Source organism: Aeromonas sp. WP2-W18-CRE-05 (assembly GCF_014168615.1).
Lineage (GTDB): Bacteria > Pseudomonadota > Gammaproteobacteria > Enterobacterales > Aeromonadaceae > Aeromonas > Aeromonas caviae.
Genome location: NZ_AP021918.1, coordinates 1 through 21378, shown reverse-complemented (window position 1 = coordinate 21378; position 21378 = coordinate 1). Strand labels below are relative to the sequence as shown.

20 protein-coding genes and 5 pseudogenes are annotated in these 21378 nt (G+C 55.9%); 19 read left to right on the top strand and 6 right to left on the bottom strand.

The window, feature by feature from the left end:
* Positions 1-112 precede the first annotated feature (112 nt).
* Together H7R73_RS23125 and H7R73_RS23120 are read left to right on the top strand one after the other, a co-directional pair.
* A pseudogene (locus H7R73_RS23125) lies at positions 113-343 on the top strand (antibiotic acetyltransferase); the annotation flags it as partial.
* Between the two features lie 42 nt (positions 344-385).
* On the top strand, positions 386-1090 hold the full coding sequence (locus H7R73_RS23120; protein ID WP_001067855.1) for an IS6-like element IS26 family transposase: 705 nt from the start codon (positions 386-388) through the stop codon (positions 1088-1090).
* Between the two features lie 50 nt (positions 1091-1140).
* On the opposite strand, the pseudogene H7R73_RS23115 reads toward H7R73_RS23120, so the two are convergent.
* Positions 1141-1236: pseudogene (locus H7R73_RS23115) on the bottom strand (recombinase family protein); the annotation flags it as partial.
* A gap of 158 nt (positions 1237-1394) precedes the next feature.
* Here H7R73_RS23115 and H7R73_RS23110 point away from each other — a divergent pair.
* From H7R73_RS23110 to H7R73_RS23080, 7 genes and pseudogenes are all read left to right on the top strand, one after another.
* Positions 1395-1773 (top strand): annotated as a pseudogene (locus tag H7R73_RS23110) (type II toxin-antitoxin system RelE/ParE family toxin).
* The gene (locus H7R73_RS23105) at positions 1754-2089 is read left to right on the top strand and encodes a helix-turn-helix domain-containing protein (RefSeq protein ID WP_001172026.1); all 336 of its coding nucleotides are present in this window, start codon (positions 1754-1756) and stop codon (positions 2087-2089) included. Before H7R73_RS23110 ends, H7R73_RS23105 begins: the two are co-directional and overlap by 20 nt.
* A gap of 14 nt (positions 2090-2103) precedes the next feature.
* On the top strand, positions 2104-2439 hold the full coding sequence (locus H7R73_RS23100) for a hypothetical protein (protein ID WP_000741275.1): 336 nt from the start codon (positions 2104-2106) through the stop codon (positions 2437-2439).
* A gap of 23 nt (positions 2440-2462) precedes the next feature.
* Positions 2463-2789, top strand: a complete 327-nt coding sequence (locus tag H7R73_RS23095; RefSeq protein ID WP_000091614.1) for a hypothetical protein — start codon at positions 2463-2465, stop codon at positions 2787-2789.
* The gene (locus tag H7R73_RS23090) at positions 2786-3157 is read left to right on the top strand and encodes a hypothetical protein (protein WP_182951776.1); all 372 of its coding nucleotides are present in this window, start codon (positions 2786-2788) and stop codon (positions 3155-3157) included. Before H7R73_RS23095 ends, H7R73_RS23090 begins: the two co-directional genes overlap by 4 nt.
* 38 nt (positions 3158-3195) lie before the next feature.
* Positions 3196-3330, top strand: a pseudogene (locus H7R73_RS23085) (integrase core domain-containing protein); the annotation flags it as partial.
* Between the two features lie 762 nt (positions 3331-4092).
* Positions 4093-4335: a hypothetical protein gene (locus H7R73_RS23080; RefSeq protein ID WP_042469152.1), complete on the top strand. Its 243-nt coding sequence runs from the start codon at positions 4093-4095 to the stop codon at positions 4333-4335.
* 72 nt (positions 4336-4407) lie between these two features.
* Here H7R73_RS23080 and H7R73_RS23075 read toward each other — a convergent pair whose 3' ends face one another.
* Positions 4408-4845, bottom strand: a complete 438-nt coding sequence (locus tag H7R73_RS23075) for a ProQ/FINO family protein (protein WP_182951775.1) — start codon at positions 4843-4845, stop codon at positions 4408-4410.
* A 693-nt stretch (positions 4846-5538) separates the two neighbouring features.
* Between H7R73_RS23075 and H7R73_RS23070 the strand changes: the two genes are divergently transcribed.
* Together H7R73_RS23070 and H7R73_RS23065 are read left to right on the top strand one after the other, a co-directional pair.
* Positions 5539-5808, top strand: a complete 270-nt coding sequence (locus H7R73_RS23070; RefSeq protein WP_182951774.1) for a hypothetical protein — start codon at positions 5539-5541, stop codon at positions 5806-5808.
* Positions 5809-6034: 226 nt separating this feature from the next.
* Positions 6035-7093 (top strand): ParA family protein, encoded by a 1059-nt coding sequence (locus tag H7R73_RS23065; RefSeq protein WP_182951773.1) that lies wholly within the window; start codon positions 6035-6037, stop codon positions 7091-7093.
* 123 nt (positions 7094-7216) lie between these two features.
* Here the strand turns inward: H7R73_RS23065 and H7R73_RS23060 are convergent, their stop codons facing one another.
* Together H7R73_RS23060 and H7R73_RS23055 are read right to left on the bottom strand one after the other, a co-directional pair.
* The gene (locus H7R73_RS23060) at positions 7217-7459 is read right to left on the bottom strand and encodes a hypothetical protein (RefSeq protein ID WP_182951772.1); all 243 of its coding nucleotides are present in this window, start codon (positions 7457-7459) and stop codon (positions 7217-7219) included.
* A gap of 40 nt (positions 7460-7499) precedes the next feature.
* Positions 7500-8138, bottom strand: coding sequence for a ParA family protein (locus H7R73_RS23055; protein ID WP_182951771.1), 639 nt, complete (start codon positions 8136-8138; stop codon positions 7500-7502).
* A gap of 1413 nt (positions 8139-9551) precedes the next feature.
* Here H7R73_RS23055 and H7R73_RS23050 point away from each other — a divergent pair.
* Positions 9552-10627 (top strand): annotated as a pseudogene (locus tag H7R73_RS23050) (IS3 family transposase); the annotation flags it as partial.
* A 33-nt stretch (positions 10628-10660) separates the two neighbouring features.
* Here H7R73_RS23050 and H7R73_RS23045 read toward each other — a convergent pair.
* A complete protein-coding gene (locus H7R73_RS23045) occupies positions 10661-13690 on the bottom strand; it encodes a Tn3 family transposase (protein ID WP_024015041.1) in 3030 nt (1009 codons plus the stop codon).
* Entirely contained in the window at positions 13674-14228 is a 555-nt protein-coding gene (locus H7R73_RS23040; RefSeq protein WP_182951770.1) for a recombinase family protein, read from the bottom strand. The genes H7R73_RS23045 and H7R73_RS23040 overlap by 17 nt, the downstream gene beginning before the upstream one ends.
* A gap of 58 nt (positions 14229-14286) precedes the next feature.
* Between H7R73_RS23040 and H7R73_RS23035 the strand changes: the two genes are divergently transcribed.
* The 7 genes from H7R73_RS23035 to H7R73_RS23005 all read left to right on the top strand — a co-directional run bounded on the left by H7R73_RS23035 (position 14287) and on the right by H7R73_RS23005 (position 21278).
* Entirely contained in the window at positions 14287-14991 is a 705-nt protein-coding gene (locus H7R73_RS23035; RefSeq protein WP_001067855.1) for an IS6-like element IS26 family transposase, read from the top strand.
* A 64-nt stretch (positions 14992-15055) separates the two neighbouring features.
* Positions 15056-15352 carry a recombinase family protein gene (locus tag H7R73_RS23030; protein WP_232092794.1) on the top strand — a complete coding sequence of 99 codons (297 nt, stop codon included), beginning with the start codon at positions 15056-15058 and terminating at the stop codon, positions 15350-15352.
* A 16-nt stretch (positions 15353-15368) separates the two neighbouring features.
* Positions 15369-18623, top strand: a complete 3255-nt coding sequence (locus tag H7R73_RS23025) for an Eco57I restriction-modification methylase domain-containing protein (protein ID WP_182951769.1) — start codon at positions 15369-15371, stop codon at positions 18621-18623.
* Positions 18624-18759: 136 nt separating this feature from the next.
* Positions 18760-19008, top strand: a complete 249-nt coding sequence (locus tag H7R73_RS23020) for a hypothetical protein (RefSeq protein WP_182951768.1) — start codon at positions 18760-18762, stop codon at positions 19006-19008.
* A gap of 129 nt (positions 19009-19137) precedes the next feature.
* Positions 19138-19779, top strand: coding sequence for an AAA family ATPase (locus H7R73_RS23015; RefSeq protein WP_033147139.1), 642 nt, complete (start codon positions 19138-19140; stop codon positions 19777-19779).
* 38 nt (positions 19780-19817) lie between these two features.
* Positions 19818-20102 (top strand): CopG family transcriptional regulator, encoded by a 285-nt coding sequence (locus tag H7R73_RS23010; protein ID WP_182951767.1) that lies wholly within the window; start codon positions 19818-19820, stop codon positions 20100-20102.
* Between the two features lie 222 nt (positions 20103-20324).
* Positions 20325-21278, top strand: a complete 954-nt coding sequence (locus H7R73_RS23005; protein ID WP_182951777.1) for a replication protein RepA — start codon at positions 20325-20327, stop codon at positions 21276-21278.
* Positions 21279-21378 lie beyond the last annotated feature (100 nt).

Here is a 21378-nt window from a genome sequence, read left to right as displayed (position 1 = left end):
GTTGCTTCGTGGCGGCGCTTGCGTGCTACGCTAAGCTTCGCACGCCGCTTGCCACTGCGCACCGCGGCTTAACTCAGGTGTTAGACGGCAGAATAAATTTTTGCGATCTCTTATGGAAAATTACTTTGACAGTCCCTTCAAAGGGAAACTACTTTCAGAGCAAGTGACTAACCGCAACATCAAAGTTGGTCGGTACAGCTACTACTCTGGTTACTATCACGGGCATTCATTTGATGACTGCGCACGATACTTGCTCCCAGACCGTGATGACGTTGACAAACTAATCATCGGCAGCTTTTGCTCCATCGGAAGCGGGGCTTCTGGCACTGTTGCAAATAGTCGGTGGTGATAAACTTATCATCCCCTTTTGCTGATGGAGCTGCACATGAACCCATTCAAAGGCCGGCATTTTCAGCGTGACATCATTCTGTGGGCCGTACGCTGGTACTGCAAATACGGCATCAGTTACCGTGAGCTGCAGGAGATGCTGGCTGAACGCGGAGTGAATGTCGATCACTCCACGATTTACCGCTGGGTTCAGCGTTATGCGCCTGAAATGGAAAAACGGCTGCGCTGGTACTGGCGTAACCCTTCCGATCTTTGCCCGTGGCACATGGATGAAACCTACGTGAAGGTCAATGGCCGCTGGGCGTATCTGTACCGGGCCGTCGACAGCCGGGGCCGCACTGTCGATTTTTATCTCTCCTCCCGTCGTAACAGCAAAGCTGCATACCGGTTTCTGGGTAAAATCCTCAACAACGTGAAGAAGTGGCAGATCCCGCGATTCATCAACACGGATAAAGCGCCCGCCTATGGTCGCGCGCTTGCTCTGCTCAAACGCGAAGGCCGGTGCCCGTCTGACGTTGAACACCGACAGATTAAGTACCGGAACAACGTGATTGAATGCGATCATGGCAAACTGAAACGGATAATCGGCGCCACGCTGGGATTTAAATCCATGAAGACGGCTTACGCCACCATCAAAGGTATTGAGGTGATGCGTGCACTACGCAAAGGCCAGGCCTCAGCATTTTATTATGGTGATCCCCTGGGCGAAATGCGCCTGGTAAGCAGAGTTTTTGAAATGTAAGGCCTTTGAATAAGACAAAAGGCTGCCTCATCGCTAACTTTGCAACAGTGCCGCTGCAAGTCCGTGCTCTGGCGGTCGGAGTCCGACGACACGCGCATGTAGCCAACCAACATAGGCGGATAACCATCAAAAACAGGTTTCCGCATAATAGTGAATAGCGATAGAGTTTTCCGTACATTTTTGAGGGGGTGTTGCACAGGTAGCACAGCGGCGGCTGACAGCCTGTCGCAAAACAAATGTTTTACGACACCTCCTTGAGGTTGCCGCGTTTACATCATTACCTGAACAGGTATAAAATTCCGTCATGACAAACAAAGAAAAACCGCTCGAATGGATCGCGAGCAGCCACAAGGATTTGATGGCGTTGCACGTCCGACGTGCGTCGCCGTTTCGGTTACGCGCTCTCGTTGGCGCAGATAGGCGATCAGGATGACGCAGCAAAGGTGCTCAAGGGGTTCGGTGGTGCCGGCGTGCTGGAGGTCGTCGAAGACGATGCCGGCGGCACCTATCGAGCGGTATACACGGTCAAGTTTGCGGAAGCGGTGTTCGTCCTGCACTGCTTCCAGAAGAAGAGCAAGAGCGGAATCGCCACGCCAAAGGCCGACATGGACATCATCCGCGCTCGGCTGAAGGTGGCCGAGGTATTGGCACAGGAGCTACGAAATGCAAAAACGAATCATTGAAGGCGTCGAGGTTCAGCGCAGCTCGGGCAACGTCTTTGCCGACCTTGGACTGCCTGACGCTGAAAAGCTCAAGATCAAGACCGGCCTGGTGGTCGAGATCAGGAGGGCCATGCGCGCCCTTGGGCTGACTCAACAAGCGGCGGCCAAACGCATGGGCATCCCGCAACCGAAGGTGTCGGGCATGATGCGCGGCGACTTCACCAATCTATCCGAACGCAAGCTGATGGATTGTCTGAATCGCCTCGGCTACGACATCGAAATCAAGGTACGGCCAGCAGCCGAGCCGATCGGGCATCTAACGCTCGCAACCGCTTAATCGGAGCCCTCCTGATGGCAGCCCGCATCACCGACGACGAATGGGACGAACTGACTCCCGAGAATTTCGATACCACGGCACTGCTGCGTGCAGTCGATGCCGTGGACGTGCTGCGCGGCGATTTGAATGACAGCGCAGACGGCGCACCTCCGCAACTGCGCACCGACCTGTTGAAGCTGCATCAACTGGCAATGGCCGCGTTCAACGAGGGATCACGCAGCCGAGTGGCTGAGCTATTTGATCTCGCCGTGGATCTTCAGGATCAGGTTGATCATCTGATGACCTCGCTGGAACAAGTGCAAGAAACCCTGTCCCGGTTGACGGCGCTCTACCCAGAAAGCCTGTCCTGAATGTTCTTGGAGACAACCACATCATGAGCCGCAGCCGCCGCAAAACGCCCATCGTTGGGCACACGACCTGCCGTAGCGAGCGCGAGGACAAGAAACTCTGGCATCAGCGCTGGCGAACTCACGAGCGCACCGCGCTGGCCAGCGCGTCGCCGGAAGCTCTATGCGCCCATCTGCCTCTACTGGAAAACCAGGTCAGCAACGTCTGGTCGATGGGTAAGGATGGCCGCTCCTACTGGCCCATCAAGCGCCAGGCCGCCACGGCGGATCGCATTGCCAACCACAAGGGACGCAATCCGCAAGAGCGCGCCTCCCTGAAAAAGCGTCTGCTGCGCAAGTGGATGAGCAAATGAACCTGTCCACCATCGAGGCGCTGGCTATCGCTTGGGAGCGAATCGCTGAAGAAGCAGAACTCCCAGCCGGCTACGAGGGCACGGCGACGCCAGAGGCGCATCGGGCCTGCGAGGTGATCCAGGAGCGGATTCGAGAGCACGTCGTCGCCACCAATGACATGCGGCTGTTCGGCCTGCTGCACCTGCTTGGGCAGGCGTCGCTGCGCATGGAGCAAGCGCTGTGGCCGGAAGAATATGCGCGGATGACCCGCGAGGTCGAGGAAGCTCTCCGAGAGGCCGACGACCCCAACGCCAAGTCGTACACCCACGAAGAAGTCATGCGGGCGATGCAGGAACTCATCGACCAAGCGCGAGACAAGCCATGTTGATCGGCTGACGGAAATTTCTGGGTTTCCGGCTTACAACCCCAAAACCGGATAGCCGAACAGCGGTAGGCAATTTGGCTATCGCGTTTGAGCATTATAACGAGCACCACCCGCACAGCGCCTTGGGATACCGTTCACCACGGGAATTTCTGCGCAGTCGGGTATCACAACCCTAAGCGGGAAAAAGTGTCTGGACCTATGGGGTCAAATCCACTCCTCTGGAACGCCCTTCAAATTACCTTTTTGATTCATCAAATTTGCCATCCGATTTTGTGGGTTTTTTAGTGGGCCAATGTGTGGGTCGCTTGGGTGGTGTGTGGGTTATTTTGTGGGTCTTTTTGTGGGCTCGTCACCTGTCATCTGTTTTGTAATCCATTTTGTAGGTATTCCGTAGGTATGCAGTAGGTGTTCTGTGGGTGAACGGTAGGGGTTTAGTAGGCTTTCTGTAGGGGATCTGTAGGGTTTGGCGGTTGAGCTGCTTTTTCATTCCCTATGGACACTTTCTTTTTGGATCTCCCTCATACAACCCCGCAAGTCTTGAATGTGCCCCATTGCGTGCCCTATTTTGTGTCCAACTAACTGATTTTTTGCCCTTTTATGTGTCTCTTTGTGTGTCCTGCGCTTTGTGGTGTGTGTCCTTTTTTGTGTCTCTTTATGTATCCCACCGCCCGCCCGTTAGAACATGATTCACTGCCTTCAGGCACGACACCGACTGTATACAGGCACGAGACCGAGCGTATACAAACTGCGTTTGTACCGTCGGCGTGCCTGCATCCTATCGGCGTGCCAAAGGGTCGCCCCTTTGAAACCCGAGTGCGGTTCTACGAACCTGAGTAACGCCAATCAAAATTAGAATTTGATGCTTCGTAATTATAATTTGATGTTTGGCTGCGTTGGTGTCATAACGTAGATATGAATCATCAAAACAGGTTTTTGATATGGAAGAGATCAAGGCGAAGTGGGTATTTGAACAAGGGGGCTTTGCCAAGGCGGTGATCGCCCCGACCCCGATGGGTGCCGGCTACCATCTTCACCTGGTGAAGTTTGGCCGCAATGCAGAAACGGAAGTGCTGGAACGCCAGCGCGGAGGCTGGCGGGTCTTTAAGACCATCGATGCAGGGGTTAACACGGCGCACACCATCGGTTTTCGCCGCATCGAGGTGGATCTAAGCAGTCGTTAAGGCTGCCGCGCTGCGCTTGCCGACTCCCGAACGAGGCGCGACAGACTGCGCTAGTCGCTCTCGTTTGGGAGTTCATCGTTTGGGGCAGGATCTAGCCTCTTTGATGCGCGCCTTGATTTGTTTCATCGCGTTTTGGCGGTCTTGGTCGCTGATGGGGAATGTGTTGCCATCAATCCCCACTCGATGAGGGGCATTGGTGAGGGCTTTGAGGTACTCAAATCTGCGGCAATACCAGCCAATGGCCTTCCCAATCTGGGTATCGGTGTAAGGTTCGTCCTCTTGCTTCAGGCTGGCGATTACAGGGACGAGGATCCCGATTTTCAGTGGAGTGGGATGTTTGAGGTTGAATAGCTCGGGCCAGTGAGTTTGTAGGCAAGGGAAAGCCGCTGGAATTTTTCTCTTCTTCGGTGTCGCGGTGGACTGTTGTGGTGTTGAGGGGGCCTGGGTTATCTCAGACTGTGGTGAGGTCTTTTTAAGGCTCAGTACTGCACGGGGCTTGGTGTTGTGCATGGGCGTATACCTGCGGAAGTGATGTTTGCAGGCAAGTTATCGAAACCCCCATCAGGATGCAAAAACAGGCCGAAACCATACCCCGCAGGATCCGGCCCTCAAACCGCCTCAGAAGTGTTGCAAACTTTCAGGCAGTAAATGCCCCGCCTTGTGTGTCGAAACGCCCCAAAACGCGATACAGGCGGCCTGTTTGCCGCCAGCGCCCCGTTTTAGCCGCTAAAAATCGCGGTTTAACATAAAAGGCGTTTTCTACTCTTGAAATGTTCCGTGCGAGGCCAAATGTTGTTGGTAGTCACAAAGGGTTGTGACGCTAGCAGCTAAAGGAGAGTTGGATGGGAATTTATGTAGCACCTAATCACAAGGTTGGGCGCGATGGTGGCTCTTTCCAAGAGTGCGACATCAACACGGCTAACCATACAATCACTAAAAACTATGGTCGCTATTGTACGATTAGGGATAACGAAAACGCGCCACCCACAAGTCAGCCGGGGCGTTTCTGGCATCAGATCTATCGTACTCCCGACAACACTGAGTGATATTACAACTCAACGCTTACAGTGTGATTGCGTATAAGGGGGCGTTACGTTAAATCGGACGCCCTTTTTGCTGCCTATCAGCCTGCAAGATGGCTTGTTTTGCGAGGTGTTATCTCCCATCCTGCGCCGCACTATCCCTTGTCTTGGAATCTCCCCCATGGAAACCATTACCCATCCCACCCTGGTACAACTGGTGGCGGCTGGTGCCGTCCGTGTCGTGGTCGCCGTTGGCCAACCTGGCGGCTGGATGCTGCTGGTGCGCTACGGTCTAGCCGAACGTGTCCTGGCCGCCCAGCGCAGCAAGCAGGTAAGGGTTTTTCGCAAGCTCGATACCCTGGTGCTCTACCTGCAGCAGATCGGGGTCAGCCGGTTCGAGGTGGATGCCTCTGGCTTCATGGGTGCCCCGAGACAGATAAGGAACTCTTGAACATAACAGGTGTTGTGTGCCACTAATTTTCAGGGAAAATGCTGCATTAGGAGTAATTTAAACATGGTGTTTATCCTCTAAATGGGCTGGTCAGTAGTTGTTGAAGTTCAGTAACATAGCCGTCTGATGCTGAAACCATAGCGCGATCGCTAGCAAGATTTTTACCAGTAATGTGATTGTTTGCTCTAGCATAGAGCCAATCGTTTAAAAGAGTGGTGGATGAAAAATGGCTATTTATTCCATATGGAACAATAAGGGGGGCGTTGGGAAAAGTTACCTAACTTTCCAGATCGCTTCAGAGTATGCAATCCAGAATCCAGACAAAAAAGTTCTGGTTATAGACCTTTGCCCACAAGCCAACTCCTCATCGATGCTTCTTGGTGGTATGGTTAACGGTGAGCGAGTTCTAAATGCCATCCATTCAGTAATGCCTAGAAATACTATATCCGGTTATGTGGAAGACAGGATTTTAAGTCCTTATGTAAACCCGAACACTGGGATGAGGTATGTGACTCAGGTTTCTAGACATAACCAATACGTGCCCGATAATTTATATCTTGTCGTCGGTGATGAGCAACTCGAAATTCAATCGTCCAGAGTTGTGTCAGCTACGTTCCCTGGCCCGCAGGATGCGTGGCGAGTAGTTCACTCTTGGATCAGTGATTTAATTAATGATATTGGTAACTCTTGGAATCATGAGCCGTTTACAGTTTTCATTGACTGTAACCCTAGCTTCTCTATCTACACTGAGCTTGCGTTGTCTTCATCCGACAGACTAATCATCCCCTTCTCTGCTGATGGATCATCAAAGCGGGCGGTAAAGGCAGTGCTATCGCTTGTTTTTGGGATTACTAGAGGGCAAGGTCAACAGTTGTCAGAGTTCACTCTGAATACTCAAAGATATAGAATGTCATTCCCTGAGATCTACATGTATGTAGGTAATCGATTAACACAAATGAATAATTCCTCGGCGACTGCATTCAAAACCGTTGTGAATGAAATTGGCGAAGAGATATATGGGGTTTGGCAAAGTAGTGCAAATCTATTCTGTGTCCACCCCAATGGGACGGCTACACCAAATAATAAACGAAGTTTTAAAGCTATGTTCCAATATGAGGTGAATGATGCAAATACGGCATCAGTAGTCTCAGGGGCTAATGGGATTCCAATATCCAGACTTACGTCTGGAACTAAAAATGTTCTAGGTAAAAATATAGTTGTAAACCAAGCTCAGCTTGACAAGCAATATCCAAACATAAGGGATCTAGTTGCTGCAATTGAGTGATGGTTGAGCATTTTTAGCAAGATTATCTTCGTTGAACATAAAGGGGCGTTACGGTAAACGGATGCCCCTTTTTGCTGCCTGTTGGATGGACGTCAGCTCACTGGCTGGTCCGCTACGTTATCGCTAGCTCTGTTCGTCTTCTTCCAGCGCTTTGCGGACAGCCTCGATGATGTACGGGGTAAATAGCAAGCTGGTATTACCCTGCTCCCTCAACGCCGCATGGCGTGTAAAAAATTCTAGTGGCATGTTCTGGATGTTCTTGGCCTTGGTGGGGATCTTTCCTCTGTTTCTGTCTGTCACTGTTGACACCTCTTTGAGGGGGGCTCCCGCGCCAAGGTCGTCCAGATTGATTAGCTTTTTTGCCATTTCAATATCTCTTTTGTACCTAATTGATATTAAATTAATATCAATTGGGTATCATGGCAAGCTTTGACCGCACTTCTTCTGCCAACGCCTTTGCCTCCATACCGGCCGCACTGCTGCGGGTAGCTGTTCTCTCCGTCACTCCCAAACCTGATTCCATTTGGTTGGCCCAGTCAGTCCGCCGGCTCAACTTGGAGGTCATCATGGTGAGGTGCGGCAGACTTGTCAGCTCATCGCTGATGGCCGAAAAATTCTTGCGGCTGGGATTGGTGCGAGTCATCAGCACATGCGCTTGGATTGGCTCTCCTGCTGCTTGGCTGATCTCGGAAAGCACCTGATTGAATCTTACCAGTCCGATCTGTTCTGTAATGTCGTCGTTTGATGGGGCGATAATCAGGTCAGCCGCTGCGATGGCGATTCTAACCAGCTCGCTGTCAAATCCACCGCAGTCGATCAGCACCAGATGATCACCGGCAGCCTTCAGCAATTTGATTAGGGCCGCCTTGTCTAGGCCCGCTCTTACATCCCAGCGCTGCTCTACCGGTCGGCGGCCATTGATGATGGCAATCCCCTGGTGGGCGTCCAGATCTATGATGATCTCCGGTTTCAGTTCGCCTGCCAGCTGCACGACCGTTGTTGTTTTGCCGACACCACCCTTGTTATGTGCCACAGCTACGATCATTTGATGCACCTCGCTTGATGTTTATTTGGTATTAATGAAATACAAAAAGAATATCAATTAAATATCAAGCTGTAAAAAAAGCCAATCTGTAGATTGGCTTGATGGGAGACTGTCAGCCCTATAAGTAGGGTCAACTAGCTTGTTGAAATTTTACCCTGATCAGCAATTTACGGGCTTGATCACGATCGCGCCCTTGCGCTGATCTCTATCCGGCGCGTATTCTGGCCACCAGAAACGAAAAAACCGCCCTGCAAGGCGGTTTGTTCGAAGGTGTAGTCAGTTGGGGAACCGACTTCACCTGGTAACGGCTCCGTAGCGGGAAGCAGCTACCAAAAGTCCTAATTAGTTTAGCGGCCTCTCGGCCATCCAATCAAGCTTTTCCCGCAACAAGACCCGTTACCGAAGGCCACCACCTTTGGCGCTTTGTCGTACCCGCACGGATTGGAAGCATGAGTTTGTTGCCGTGTGTGGGTGTGGTTGGTCGGGCAGAACGGGGAAATCTCACATACTGCCCAGCGTGCGATCGCGCACCACAGCCGCCCACGATTCGCAACCGTGGGGCATTTGCAAGCAGAGCGTAACGGGGAACCAACCACGGCCAGCTCTTAAAAAACGGCGCGGCAGTCTGGCCATCAGGCGGGGACTAAAGCAGATGCAGCAAGGACGGGGTGTGTCTCTGGAGCGCGTGAGAGGGAGCTGCCGCAAGCAGTCTCGATAGTCCGGAGCAAGGCGAGCCAATCTTGTGTAACTACGTCATTTTTAACGTAGCCAAGCAGGAGGGCTCTCCTATCTTGAAGCGCAGCGGAAAGATAGGAGAGCCTGCTAACTGGGGAGCTTTGCGACATCCTTTTTGCGCGGCCTTTAGGCCGTTGTCTTTGAGCTCTTCATAATCGAGAGAGGATCTTGGCGAGGTGGTTAAGCCCGTTCCCGAAGGGCTGTCCATCAGGCCGTGTGTTTGGCCTGTGGGCAGTAGGGCTTATCCACGGAGCGGGGTTGGTTTTTTCGTACGTACGAAATTTGAGGTGCTAGGGCAGGATTCGCAAACTGCTAGCGTTTGCCGCCGCTCTTGCCCTAAGACAGTTCTCGCCCATTCTCCGGCAGCCTTCATCTCCTCCCGTAGCTCTGCCATTTCCTTTGTCGTCAATGGGCGATATGTCACTGGCTGTCTCCTTTGCTCTGCCGGGCTTCGAGTCGGTGAATGTCCTCCATGACCGCAGCAAGAAGGGATGGATCGTTCTCTTCCTTGGCGGCTTCTAGGTATGCCGCGATCTCCACACGGCTAGTCAAATGGTCCGCAACGTCGTACTTACTGAATTGCTCCTTAGATTGGCCCCTTGAAGATCCAGACACTTCGCCCCTCTTAACTTAAGAGGTAGTCTTGGAGCTATGTTCAGTACTAGTCACAACGAGAAGATGGTCGAAGTGTTAACAGGGGCCGAGCGCCGTCGACGCCGGACTCCACAAGAAAAGATCGCCATCGTGCAGCAGACCTTTGAGCCCGGGATGACCGTCTCTCATGTTGCTCGCTTGCACGACGTCAACGCAAACCAGCTTTTCAAATGGCGTAAGCAATTCCAAGAAGGGTCTCTCACGGCGATCACCGCCGGTGAGGATGTTGTTCCTGCTTCCGAGTTGGCTGCTGCCATCAAGCAGATCCGAGAGCTTCAGCGTCTGCTCGGGAAGAAGACCATGGAGAACGAGATCCTCAAAGAAGCCGTGGAGTATGGTCGAGCAAAAAAATGGATTGCGCATGCGCCCTTGTTGCCGGGGGACGACGATTAAGTGCTGTGAGCCAGGCTCTTAATGTATCGCGTGCGCAGCTATCCGTTCGTGTTCATCGAAAACCGGGTTGGCAAGATGGTCGTCATCATCGCCAGCGTGATGATGCAGCCTTACTTGGCCGTATCATGGAGGCGATGGCAGAGCTTCCCTCCTATGGCTATCGCCGGGTCTGGGCGCTGTTACGGCGTCAGTCTGAGGCAACAGAACAACCTGTGGTAAACGCTAAGCGGGTATATCGCGTCATGCGCGAGCATGGCTTGCTGCTGGAAAGAAAACCAGCTGCACCATTGGCCCAGCAGGCACATAAGGGGCGTGTTGCCGTCAAGGAGAGCAATCGACGGTGGTGCTCAGATGGCTTCGAGTTTCGCTGCGATAACGGTGAAAAACTACGTGTCACGTTCGCCATGGATTGCTGCGATAGGGAAGCGTTGGACTGGGCGGCCAGTACTGGGGGTTACGATAGTGACACTGTGCAAGATGTCATGCTGAGGTCTGTCGAACGTCGCTTTGGGGATTCGTTGCCGGCATCACCGGTGGAGTGGCTGACTGATAATGGCTCGGCGTATCGAGCCCATGAGACCCGCGCGTTTGCACGAGAAATCGGGTTGGAGCCCAGAACGACAGCAGTGAGAAGCCCACAGAGTAACGGTATAGCGGAAAGCTTCGTGAAGACGATGAAGCGAGACTATATCGAGATGATGCCAAAACGGGGTTGTACGCCGGAATCCCAGAAATTTCCGTCAGCCCAGCTCCAGTCCCGCCACGAGCGCATCCAGGTCGATGAACTTGCCGTCAGTCTGGAAGGTGTAATGCCCGTTCAGCAGGATGTGCCGCCAGGCCGCTGGCGACATCTGCGTGATCAACGCCAGCGCCTTGGCATTGCCAGCTGCCTCGTACTTCGTCAGCAGCAGGGACAGGATCGCCGAGTTGTAGAAGATGATCGCGTTGCCGATCAGCCTGGCGCACTGGTTGCTGATCTCGATTTCGATGTCGGTGCGGCCGGTCAATTCCTTCTTCCCACCGACTTGGGCGATGGTCGAGCGTAGCTGGTGATAGGACTCAATGCGGTTCTGCGAGCGGTGAACATTACGCTCCAGTTGCGGGTCGCGCAGGTAGCGCAGTGTGTAGATACTGCGGATGAGCTTGTCGAACTCGAAGATTGCGCGCCGCGTCGGGTTCGGCGCCGTATAGGTGCACAGCTTGCGGATCAGCGTGCCCTGCGTCATTTCCTTCAGGCCCAGTGTGGCGACGATTCGGTCGATGTTCGCCTTCTCACCGACGATGAGTTGCCGGTCGATCTGGCCAGCCGGCCGGATCAGGCATTTCTCGTACAATGCCAGATCATCGGCGCAATACAGCTCCTGCAACTGGTCGTCGAGGTCGGTGAAGCGCGGCTCGAAACGAAGTCCGAACCAGTGCAGGATGGCGAAGTTGGCCTTGTTGATGCTGTGCATGTCGCCGGTGATCGCGCTCGGCACGATGTCCGACGTGTTGCGGTACCAGATGTCGAACACGTGGTGAGCCTCGTACTCGTGTGCGCCTATCAGGTAGCCGTTCAACGGCACGTGATTGCACAGCAGCGTGTAGGCGACGACGCCCTTGCCGCGGCCGAAATATTTGCGCGAGTAGCGCGCCTTCACAGTTGGTCGCTCGACGCCGAATTTCTGCCCATCAACGGCACCGTACAACGAATCGAGGTCGAACGAGTAATGCGGGAAGATCGGCAGTGCGGCGATGGCGTTGCTGATGCAATCGTTGGCCACATGTAGCGTCGCCTGGCGCAGGTACTGCTGGTAGGTACTCTCCAGGACGTGGTACGGGATGTCGCTGGTACGTGCCATAACCTGGTTGCCGTGGTTCATGGCTTGGGCAATGATCACCGCCATCAGACTGTCGGCGTCGGCTACCTTCTTCGCATAGCGTGGCTGCAATGGTGTCAGCGCCGACAGGAACTGGCACTGGCCGTTGACGAAGCGAAACACGTCGGCGACATCGCAGTATGGCAGTTGCTCGTAGAGAGCTTGCTCGCGCGCCTTCTGGTTCTCCCCCTTGGGCTTGCGCCAGGTCAGTCTCTGCGTGTCCTTGTCGTATTCCAGGTGCGTCAGCTTGCCCTGTTTCAGCTCGCGATTGAACGCCACCCATTGCGCACGCAACTCGGTCGCCAGTGCATCGAGCTGGGCACTGACCGGCTGCCGCAGGAAGGGGATGTCCATCTGCGCGAGCACGGCGGCTTTCTCGTCCATCGAAACCAACTCGTCGGACAAATGCCGGTGCTGCAAGCTATCGTCAATGTAGAGCTCGCCCGCCTGGAAGCGTTTCCTGACCTGACGGTAAAGCCAGAATTCGTAACGATCGGCATGCAGGCCTGTCGGCGTGCCTTCGGCATCGAACATCAGCAGGTACGGACGCAAGCGTTTCGGCAGCGTTGCCGCCGGACATTCGTCGAGTGGCCGTTGTGATAGGCGCTGCTGCTTGGCGAACACGCTCTTGGCCCAAGTCAGCGCCGCGAGCCATGGGTTATCGGGGGCCGTGCCGGCGAAGTCGAGCGCGACGTACAGCGGCCGTAGATGGCGTCGAATGCGTTCGGCCAGGCCGTCCACCGCCTGCCAGTGCAGCGCCAGTTTGTTCAGTGGCTTGACGCTCATGCGCTGCGCCGTGTTTTGCAGCAATTCCCTGGACATGATTTTGTAGGCGCGTTGGCGCACCTCGCCGAACGGCGTCGGATCGGCCACGCTGTCGTCCACGTACAGCGACAGCAGGCGGCCAACCTGCGGCGTTTCCTGATGGCGTCGCAGCTGTTCGGCGACAAAGGACTGTTTCGCACCCGTGCGGCTCTCGTCCTCAAGTTTTTTCATGTGGAAGGCCATCGCGTCGACCAGGTTGTCGGTGAGCTGCCGGTAACGTACCCAGGCATAGCACAGCAGGTAGAGCCGGGTCTGCTCCGCCTTCAGGTGGCGCAGGTCATGGACGGTATAGAAGTTCGCCAGGCTCGCGTAGTACAGCAGGTTCTGCTGCGAGATGCCGAGCTTGGGCAGCAGCGCCTTGGCGATCCCGTGCAAGGACTTCAGCGTGGCGCGCTTCTCGCGCTCCCCTGCCATCTGACGCCAGCCGAAATCTTTAGCGTCCTGCTTGAGCGCTGCCAGTTGAGACAGGGTGTCGTCACGCACCAGGAGCTGGCCCAGCGCAGCTTTGGCCGATTCGTCCAACACTTCTGCCAGCAAGCCGCCCAAGCGCCTGCGTTCGGTGGACAGGGCTTCACTGACCAGCTCTTGTAAGGTGGTGTGGCCGGGCCGGATGATTTTGTGCTCGCTGAGCCAAACGATCAGTTCGGCGGCCACGAATCCTGGCATTACGTCGCGCCGCACGATCTGTTCAGCCTGCTGTGCCAGTTGCGGCAGGAAGCTAGCCGCCCACGACCGGTAGCCGAACAGTTCGGCGATCTGACCCCTCTGGCTGTAGTGCTCATGCTTGGTGATCGCCTTGCGTTCGAACGCTTCGCCGTGGAAATAGCGACTCAGCACGAAGGCGCAATCGTCCTCGACCTCATGCCAATCGAAGCGGAAGAAAGCATGCTTGGCCTTGAAGTAGCCGATCTGCAAGACGCAATAGACTTGGGCCTGCAGGCTAGGCCGGCTGCTGGCGAACGCCAGTTCAGATTCGGCCAACGCCAGGTATTCCAGCCGCTGAGCATCGTCGAAGTCCGGTAGGCCGTACAAGGCTTCCTGCTCTGCGTCAGAAAAGACGGTGAGTAGCTTATTCTTGTTGCTCATCGACCGTCCTTCCCGCACCACGCCAACCTGCTCGCGTCAATGTTTCGATCAACGTAGTGCGCTTGACATTGAAGTTGCGGCACACCGCCGCCTTAGACATGCCGCCATCGAGCGCGGCGACGATGGCGTCCAGCTTCTCACCAGTGATCGCCTGCGGCCGGCCGCCGATCCGGCCGCGTTTGCGTGCGGCGGCCAAGCCCGCGACGACGCGCTCCTGAATCAAGGCGCGCTCGTACTGCGCGAGCGCACCGAACACCTGGAACAGGAATTCGCCCGAGGGCGTCGTAGTGTCCAGGTTCTCTGTCAGCGAGCGGAACGCCACCCGCTTGTCCTTGAGCGAAGTCACAATGGCGAGCAGGTGCGACAGCGAGCGACCGAGCCGGTCGAGTTTCCACACCACCAGCACATCGCCGGCTCGAACGAACTCAAGCGCCCGCGCCAAGCCGGCACGGTCATCCTTCGCGCCAGAGGCACGATCCTCAAACAGGTGACGCGGATCGACGCCGGCGGCGAGCAGCGCGTCGCGCTGCAAGGGCACTGTTGCAAATAGTCGGTGGTGATAAACTTATCATCCCCTTTTGCTGATGGAGCTGCACATGAACCCATTCAAAGGCCGGCATTTTCAGCGTGACATCATTCTGTGGGCCGTACGCTGGTACTGCAAATACGGCATCAGTTACCGTGAGCTGCAGGAGATGCTGGCTGAACGCGGAGTGAATGTCGATCACTCCACGATTTACCGCTGGGTTCAGCGTTATGCGCCTGAAATGGAAAAACGGCTGCGCTGGTACTGGCGTAACCCTTCCGATCTTTGCCCGTGGCACATGGATGAAACCTACGTGAAGGTCAATGGCCGCTGGGCGTATCTGTACCGGGCCGTCGACAGCCGGGGCCGCACTGTCGATTTTTATCTCTCCTCCCGTCGTAACAGCAAAGCTGCATACCGGTTTCTGGGTAAAATCCTCAACAACGTGAAGAAGTGGCAGATCCCGCGATTCATCAACACGGATAAAGCGCCCGCCTATGGTCGCGCGCTTGCTCTGCTCAAACGCGAAGGCCGGTGCCCGTCTGACGTTGAACACCGACAGATTAAGTACCGGAACAACGTGATTGAATGCGATCATGGCAAACTGAAACGGATAATCGGCGCCACGCTGGGATTTAAATCCATGAAGACGGCTTACGCCACCATCAAAGGTATTGAGGTGATGCGTGCACTACGCAAAGGCCAGGCCTCAGCATTTTATTATGGTGATCCCCTGGGCGAAATGCGCCTGGTAAGCAGAGTTTTTGAAATGTAAGGCCTTTGAATAAGACAAAAGGCTGCCTCATCGCTAACTTTGCAACAGTGCCCAGCCGCGAGTCGTGTTCGACGACTCGACGATGGGCAAGGCCATGTACGCGATGTTCGGCATGTTCGCGGAGATGGAACGTGACCTGATCCGCGAGCGCACCCGTGCAGGCCTTGCCGCAGCCCGAGCCAGAGGCCGCGCCGGCGGGAGGAAGCCAAAGCTCACCGAGGCCCAGATCAAAGAGATCAACGAGATGGTGGACGCGCAGAAGCTCCCCATCGGTCGAATCGCCGAGCTGTACGGTGTCTCGCGAACCACAATTTACAAGGTAGCTCCTATTGGGCGGCCCGAGCCGAAGCGGCAGAACTGAAAACAGAAGGACAACAATGGACACCAATACCAAGAAGGGCTACGACCTCATCAATCGCCGCCGCAAGCAGTGGGTCAACGAGGAAGAAGTACGCCACGCATGGATGAAGGGGCTTGAAGAGGCCTTGCAGATCGACTTGGACGCGGAGAGAGCCAAACGCGACTCCAGCTACAACAACGTCGTCATCGAGTTCAAAGGCCCCGGCCTCTTCAAGGGGAGTGAGACAAGTCCGAAGTTCATCGAGGCGACCGATGGTCGTCTCTTGAAATACATCCCCCGCTTGGCTGCTGAGCAAGGGCTGGATGAGAAGGACTACATCGGTATTGCCATCGACGGCGATCATGTGGGCTTTGCCCAAGTCCAAGACGGCAAGATCGTTCACCAGCCACTGATGCCGTTCTCGACCATTGCCTTCCAGATGGTGGTCGATGCGTTGAGAGCAAATTTCCGGCGAGCCATCACATCGGAGAACCTAGCCGAGGACTTTGGGCATCTATCCGAGACAGGCCGCGAGTTCATGCAGGAACTGTCCAATGCTCTTGCTGACGCTCTTGGGCAGCCCGGCAACCGCAAAATCAAGATGCTCTTCGAGGAATGGGCAACCTTGTATGGGCAGGCTGCTGACCTCAGCATTCAACAGCGCAAGAAGATCAATGGGTCATTGGGATTTGACTTCGCAGGCCCGGCCGCCATTGACTTGCCTGCCAAGCTTTTCGTCACCCACACCTTTCATTCTCTGCTGATGAAGCTGATCGCGGCCGAGATCGTGGCTGCACATGGCATGGCGTCAAGCACTTCCCTGATCCATGAGCTACTGGCTCTCGGATCGGACGAAGCCCTGATTGAGGCCCTACGCTCGGATGTCGAGAACGGCGGGTTCTTCAACGCAGTCGGCTTGCATGGCTTCGTCGAAGAAGCCATCTTTAGTTGGTATCTGGATGCCACAACCAAGAAGGCGATCCGCACGTCGATGTGCTTGGCGATTCGCACCTTGCTGGCCCAGCTTTCGGTCTATCGCTTCGATACCATCAAGAAGACCGGCCGCTCGCGCGATGTTCTGCGTGACTTCTATCAGGACTTGGTTCCGGAGGAATTGCGCAAGAGCCTTGGCGAGTTCTACACGCCGGACTGGTTGGTCGAGCACTCTGTGGCCAAGCTTGGCTACAAGCGAGACAAGTGGCTTGCTGCTCGGCTACTTGACCCGACATGCGGGTCTGGTTCGTTCTTGCTGGAGGCTATTGAGCAGAAGCGCCGAGCAGCGCTGACGGCGGGATGGACTGCTGAGCAGACCGTGGACATGCTGACCACGACGGTCTGGGGCTTCGACCTCAACCCACTTGCTGTGCAATCCTCTCGCGTCAACTTCCTGATCGCTATCGCAGACCTGTTGCAGCAGTGCAAGGGTAAAGACGTTGAGATTCCCGTTCTCTTAGCTGATGCGGTGTACTCCCCTGCCCCCCACCCTGACGGCGATCAAAAGGTGGTCGAGTACAGCATTGGCAGCCAGCAAGCAAATCTGCAAGTTGTTCTACCTGCCGACTTGGCGTGTGATCGCGTGTTGCTCGACAAAGTATTCCAGCTCATGGGAGAAGAGGTTGAAAACGACACTGAATTCCCGCCCGTCTCTAAGGCGCTGGTGAAAGCCAAGATACTGAGCAAGGCGCAGGCCGATGAGTGGAATGACCACCTCAAGACGACCTATGACCAAGTGCTCGCACTGCATCGGCAGAACTGGAACGGTATTTGGTTCAGGATCGTGCGCAACTTTTTTTGGTCAGCTACTGCTGGACAGTTTGATGCCATTGTTGGTAATCCGCCTTGGGTACGATGGTCGAATCTCCCAGAGGCATACCGGAACCGAGCTAAGCCCACCTGCGAAAAGTACGCCATCTTCTCGGACACCAAGTTCCATGGTGGCAACGAATTAGACATTTCCGCCATCATCACCTACACGACGGCTGACAAGTGGCTGGTCGAAGATGGACGGTTGGTGTTTGTCATCACGCAGACGGTGTTCCAGTCGCCTTCGTCGCAAGGCTTCCGGCGCTTCCGCATCAATGCAACCGACCGCTTGGTGCCTATCTCCATCGATGACATGAAGGAGCTAAAGCCGTTTCCAGACGCGGCGAATAAAACGGCTGTCGCCATGTTCACGAAGAAGATAGGGGGTACGACCCGCTATCCGTTGGACTACCGTGTCTGGCTTGGCAAGCCCAAGACCGACAATGCAGGCAATCCGAAGAAGGGACGCGGCGGTCAAGTGGCTCGCTTGAAGGCAATCGACCCACGTCTACATCGTGCAGAGGTGGCTGATCTTGTGGATGTGATTCAGATGGAAGCCAATCCCGTCTCGCAGACTATGGAGGGGGCTCCTTGGGCCATCATGAAGCCGGGGCACTTCGCCGCATGTCAGCCGATGTTTGGCCCCTCTACTTGGGTCAACGGCCGTAAGGGCATCACGACTGACCTGAATGGCGTCTATTTTGTGGATGTCATTGACTCGAACCCTGCAACAAAGACGGTCAAGGTGCGAACTCGGCCACATGAAGGCAAAACCGACTTGGGGCAGCCGCGCGAATTCTGGGTTGAGGCTGAGAGCTTGTTTCCCCTGGCAAAGGGCGCAGGCGACCTCCATCCATGCTATTTCCTGCCGGAGAACACGCTCTATGCGTTTGTGCCGAATAAGGGCATTGACCGGGCATCATTGGACAGCGCTGTGGCGCGCTACAGCAGTCACACGAATCCCAAGACATTCAAGTTCTTCAAAGCCTACAAGTCGTTTTTGGAGTTGCGTTCCACCTTCAAGACGCGCATGAAGGGTGCGCCCTTCTTCGCAATCTACAACGTGGGCGACTACACCTTTGCACCCTATAAGGTCATTTGGGCCGAGATGACCGGCGATTTTTCAGCGGCCGTCGTGGCGTCTGGGTCTGTGCCGGGCTACGGGCCGCGTGTTTATGTCCCTGACCACAAGCTCTACTTTGCCGACTTCGACCAGCCGGAGCCAGCCTTTTACTTGTGCGGATTGCTGCACTCGGAGATCGTCAAGGAGATGATCGAGGCGCACAACGTGGCAACCAATATGGGCGACATCTTCAAGCATGTGAGTCTGCCTGAGTATGACGCCAGTTTGGCCGAGCACAAGGCGCTTGCTGAGCTAGTGAAGCAGGCCCATCAAGAGCATGACTCTAAGAAGCGGGCCAATATCGTCGCCAAGGTCAGGGCTGCTGCTGCTGAGATCATTGAAGCTGAAATCGCACTTCGCCAGTAATGAGTTCGATGACGGAAAACTAATAGCAGGTGCAGCCGATAGTCCTGTAGCGCGTCGCCATGCATCGCAACTGTAGAAATCAGGGAGGAATATGAGCGATCAATACACCTACCGAATGAGCACAGGAGGCCCGATCATGACCACAACCACCACCGAGACAGCAAAAGAGGTGCTGCGCGGCTACGGACGCGCCAACGAGGCCGTGCTGGCGTCCCTGATGGACGTGCAAGACTGGCAGCGCATCGCCCGGCAGGAGCTTGAGCGCCGGGCTACCAGCATCGTGCAGGCGCTGGATGATGCGACCCTTGAGGCCATCGCAGCGGGCACGCTCGACATGCGGGCCATGTGCCGACAGGTGGCCGACGAGATCCACCAGACCGCCTAAGCCCTCCCCTGCCCTGCCACCGAACCCCGCCGCGTGCGGGGTTTTTCATGCTTGCGGCAAGCATTGACAAGCATCCTTTTTTCACTACAATAGAAACTGTTTTTAATATTAAGTTGAGGTTGCAAGGCGATGATTATCACCGTTGGAAACACAAAGGGCGGCGTGGGGAAAACGACCATCGCCGTGAATCTGGCAATCGCTCGCGCATTGGCCGGGCGTGACGTGTGGCTGATCGACGGCGACCGGCAGGGCACGGCGCAGACGGCAATCAGCATCCGTGCCGAGGCCGGGCACACGCCGGGCATTGCCTGCGCGACTTACCCGGACGGCCCGACCCTGCGGGCACAGGTGCAGCAGCAAGCGGCCAAGTTCGATGACGTGGTGATCGACGCAGGCGGGCGCGACTCGACCGCGCTACGCGCAGCCCTCGTGCTGTCTGACGTGCTGCTGGTGCCGTTCCAGCCGCGCAGCTATGACGTGTGGGCGCTCAACGACATTGCGGCGCTGGTCGATGAGGCCCGCAGTGTGCGCGACGGTTTGCGCTGTTTTGCTGTCCTCAACTGCGCCGATCCGGGCGAGCACTCCACCGACAACGCAGAGGCCGCCGCCGCCGTGGCCGAGGTGCCCCAGTTCGAGTACCTGCCGACCCCGCTACGCCGCCGCAAGGCGTTTTCCAACGCCGCAGGGGCGGGGCAGTGCGTGCTTGAAATAAAGCCGCAAGACGGCAAAGCAAGCGCGGAACTTGATGCACTTATCAGCGCATTGTTTTAATATCAAATAAATATGCTTTAAGTGTGGAGATAGATTCAATGTCGATTACAAAGAAACCGACGAAGCCCGCGCAAGACGCTACCGCAGCGGCGGCGGATGCCTTCATTTCCGGTGCGCCGGATGCTGCCGCAGCCACCCCGGAAGCTCCGCGCCGGGTGCGCAAGGGTCGCAAGGTGCAAATCACGCTGACCATTGCCGAGCCGCTGCTGGATCGTGTCGATGAACTGGCTGGCCAGATTGGGCAGAGCCGGGCGGCTGTCATCAATCTGGCAGTGATGCAGATGCTCCAGAGCGGGCTACGCATCGAGGGCGAGGAACGATAAAGAGGGGAGGGGGCTATGGCCGCCAACGATCAAGAGATTTGGGTATCAGCGTTCGATGTTCTCATCGCCCAGCTTGATGAAGCTCTCATTGAGTTGCGCCGGTCGCTTGCCAGCGTAGCCATAGAGCACGGTGTCGATAGCCCACAGGTTGCGGGAGTCCGGGCGCAGATCGACGAAGCCACCGCGAAGCGCGAGAAGGCGCAGGCCGAGCGGCAGCGCGTCATGGCCCAGCTTGCCGCCGGTGTGTCTGTTGCCGTCACTACCGAAAAGCCCAAGGCGACACCCAAGCGCAAACAGCCGGGTATCCTGACACAATCCGACCTCAAGCTGATTGAGGCATCGGCGGAGATCATGAGCACGCCGCCCGATGGTGAGGACATGGCCTTTACCCATTCGGTGCTGTGCCAAGTCGGCCTGCCGCGCTCCAAATTCCATGGCCGCGAGTTCATGCGCCAATCCGGCGCAGCTTGGATCAACGTGCAGGCGGGGTGGCTGGATGAGGGCAAGGGGCCGGTGCAGCAGCCCGTCCCCTATGGCCCTTTGCCACGCTTGGCGCTGGCGTGGATCTCCACGCAGGCCGTGCGAACCAAAGACCGCGAAATTGCCATCGGCAGCAGCGCAAGCGAGTTTCTGCGACTGTTGGGTAAGCCCACCACTGGCGGGGTGCGCGGATCGTTCGCCACTCTTCGGAAGCAGATGCACGCCCTTGCAGCCTGCCGCCTACAACTAGGCTTCAAGGGTCGCACGTTCAACGGGCAGCCGGTGGAGCAGTTCGACGCTTGGCTGGCGAACAGGGAAACGGGCCAGCAGGCGCTTTGGCCGGGCCTGTTGGTGTTGTCTGATGGTTACTTCAACTCGCTGGTAGAGAACGCTGTCCCGCTCGATAACCGCGCCCTCATGGCCTTGTCTGATTCCGCGCTGGCTTTGGACGTGTACACATGGCTTGCCCACCGGCTACATCGCATTGAGGGGCGAGGCGTCACCCTTCACTGGAAGGCCATCCGCGAACAGTTCGCGCAGGAGTACAAGGGGAAAGACCCCGACAAGGACTTCAAAAAGGAGTTTGTGCCCGCGCTCAAGAAGGTGTTAGCCGTCTATCCGCAGGCCAAGGTCAAGCCCGTCACGGGCGGCGTGCTGCTGCTGGGGTCGCCCCCCCCCATCGCATACAAGGGCTGAGGGGCCGGGGTGGGGATAAACCCTGTGGATGAAGCAAGTTATCCACGCTGAATCGCCCCCCCCCTAAACCGGTACGGTTATGCCTTTAAGGTTTTAACCT

Coding starts and splice junctions, on each gene's coding strand:
- H7R73_RS23100 (WP_000741275.1), top strand. CDS start 2,104: ATGGCAGCCCGCATCACCGACGACGAATGGGACGAACTGACTCCCGAG.
- H7R73_RS23075 (WP_182951775.1), bottom strand. CDS start 4,845: ATGCACAACACCAAGCCCCGTGCAGTACTGAGCCTTAAAAAGACCTCA.
- H7R73_RS23005 (WP_182951777.1), top strand. CDS start 20,325: ATGGCCCAGCTTGCCGCCGGTGTGTCTGTTGCCGTCACTACCGAAAAG.
- H7R73_RS23055 (WP_182951771.1), bottom strand. CDS start 8,138: ATGATCGTAGCTGTGGCACATAACAAGGGTGGTGTCGGCAAAACAACA.
- H7R73_RS23025 (WP_182951769.1), top strand. CDS start 15,369: ATGGACACCAATACCAAGAAGGGCTACGACCTCATCAATCGCCGCCGC.
- H7R73_RS23090 (WP_182951776.1), top strand. CDS start 2,786: ATGAACCTGTCCACCATCGAGGCGCTGGCTATCGCTTGGGAGCGAATC.
- H7R73_RS23080 (WP_042469152.1), top strand. CDS start 4,093: ATGGAAGAGATCAAGGCGAAGTGGGTATTTGAACAAGGGGGCTTTGCC.
- H7R73_RS23095 (WP_000091614.1), top strand. CDS start 2,463: ATGAGCCGCAGCCGCCGCAAAACGCCCATCGTTGGGCACACGACCTGC.
- H7R73_RS23020 (WP_182951768.1), top strand. CDS start 18,760: ATGACCACAACCACCACCGAGACAGCAAAAGAGGTGCTGCGCGGCTAC.
- H7R73_RS23015 (WP_033147139.1), top strand. CDS start 19,138: ATGATTATCACCGTTGGAAACACAAAGGGCGGCGTGGGGAAAACGACC.
- H7R73_RS23045 (WP_024015041.1), bottom strand. CDS start 13,690: ATGAGCAACAAGAATAAGCTACTCACCGTCTTTTCTGACGCAGAGCAG.
- H7R73_RS23120 (WP_001067855.1), top strand. CDS start 386: ATGAACCCATTCAAAGGCCGGCATTTTCAGCGTGACATCATTCTGTGG.
- H7R73_RS23060 (WP_182951772.1), bottom strand. CDS start 7,459: ATGGCAAAAAAGCTAATCAATCTGGACGACCTTGGCGCGGGAGCCCCC.
- H7R73_RS23010 (WP_182951767.1), top strand. CDS start 19,818: ATGTCGATTACAAAGAAACCGACGAAGCCCGCGCAAGACGCTACCGCA.
- H7R73_RS23065 (WP_182951773.1), top strand. CDS start 6,035: ATGGCTATTTATTCCATATGGAACAATAAGGGGGGCGTTGGGAAAAGT.
- H7R73_RS23105 (WP_001172026.1), top strand. CDS start 1,754: ATGCAAAAACGAATCATTGAAGGCGTCGAGGTTCAGCGCAGCTCGGGC.
- H7R73_RS23035 (WP_001067855.1), top strand. CDS start 14,287: ATGAACCCATTCAAAGGCCGGCATTTTCAGCGTGACATCATTCTGTGG.
- H7R73_RS23070 (WP_182951774.1), top strand. CDS start 5,539: ATGGAAACCATTACCCATCCCACCCTGGTACAACTGGTGGCGGCTGGT.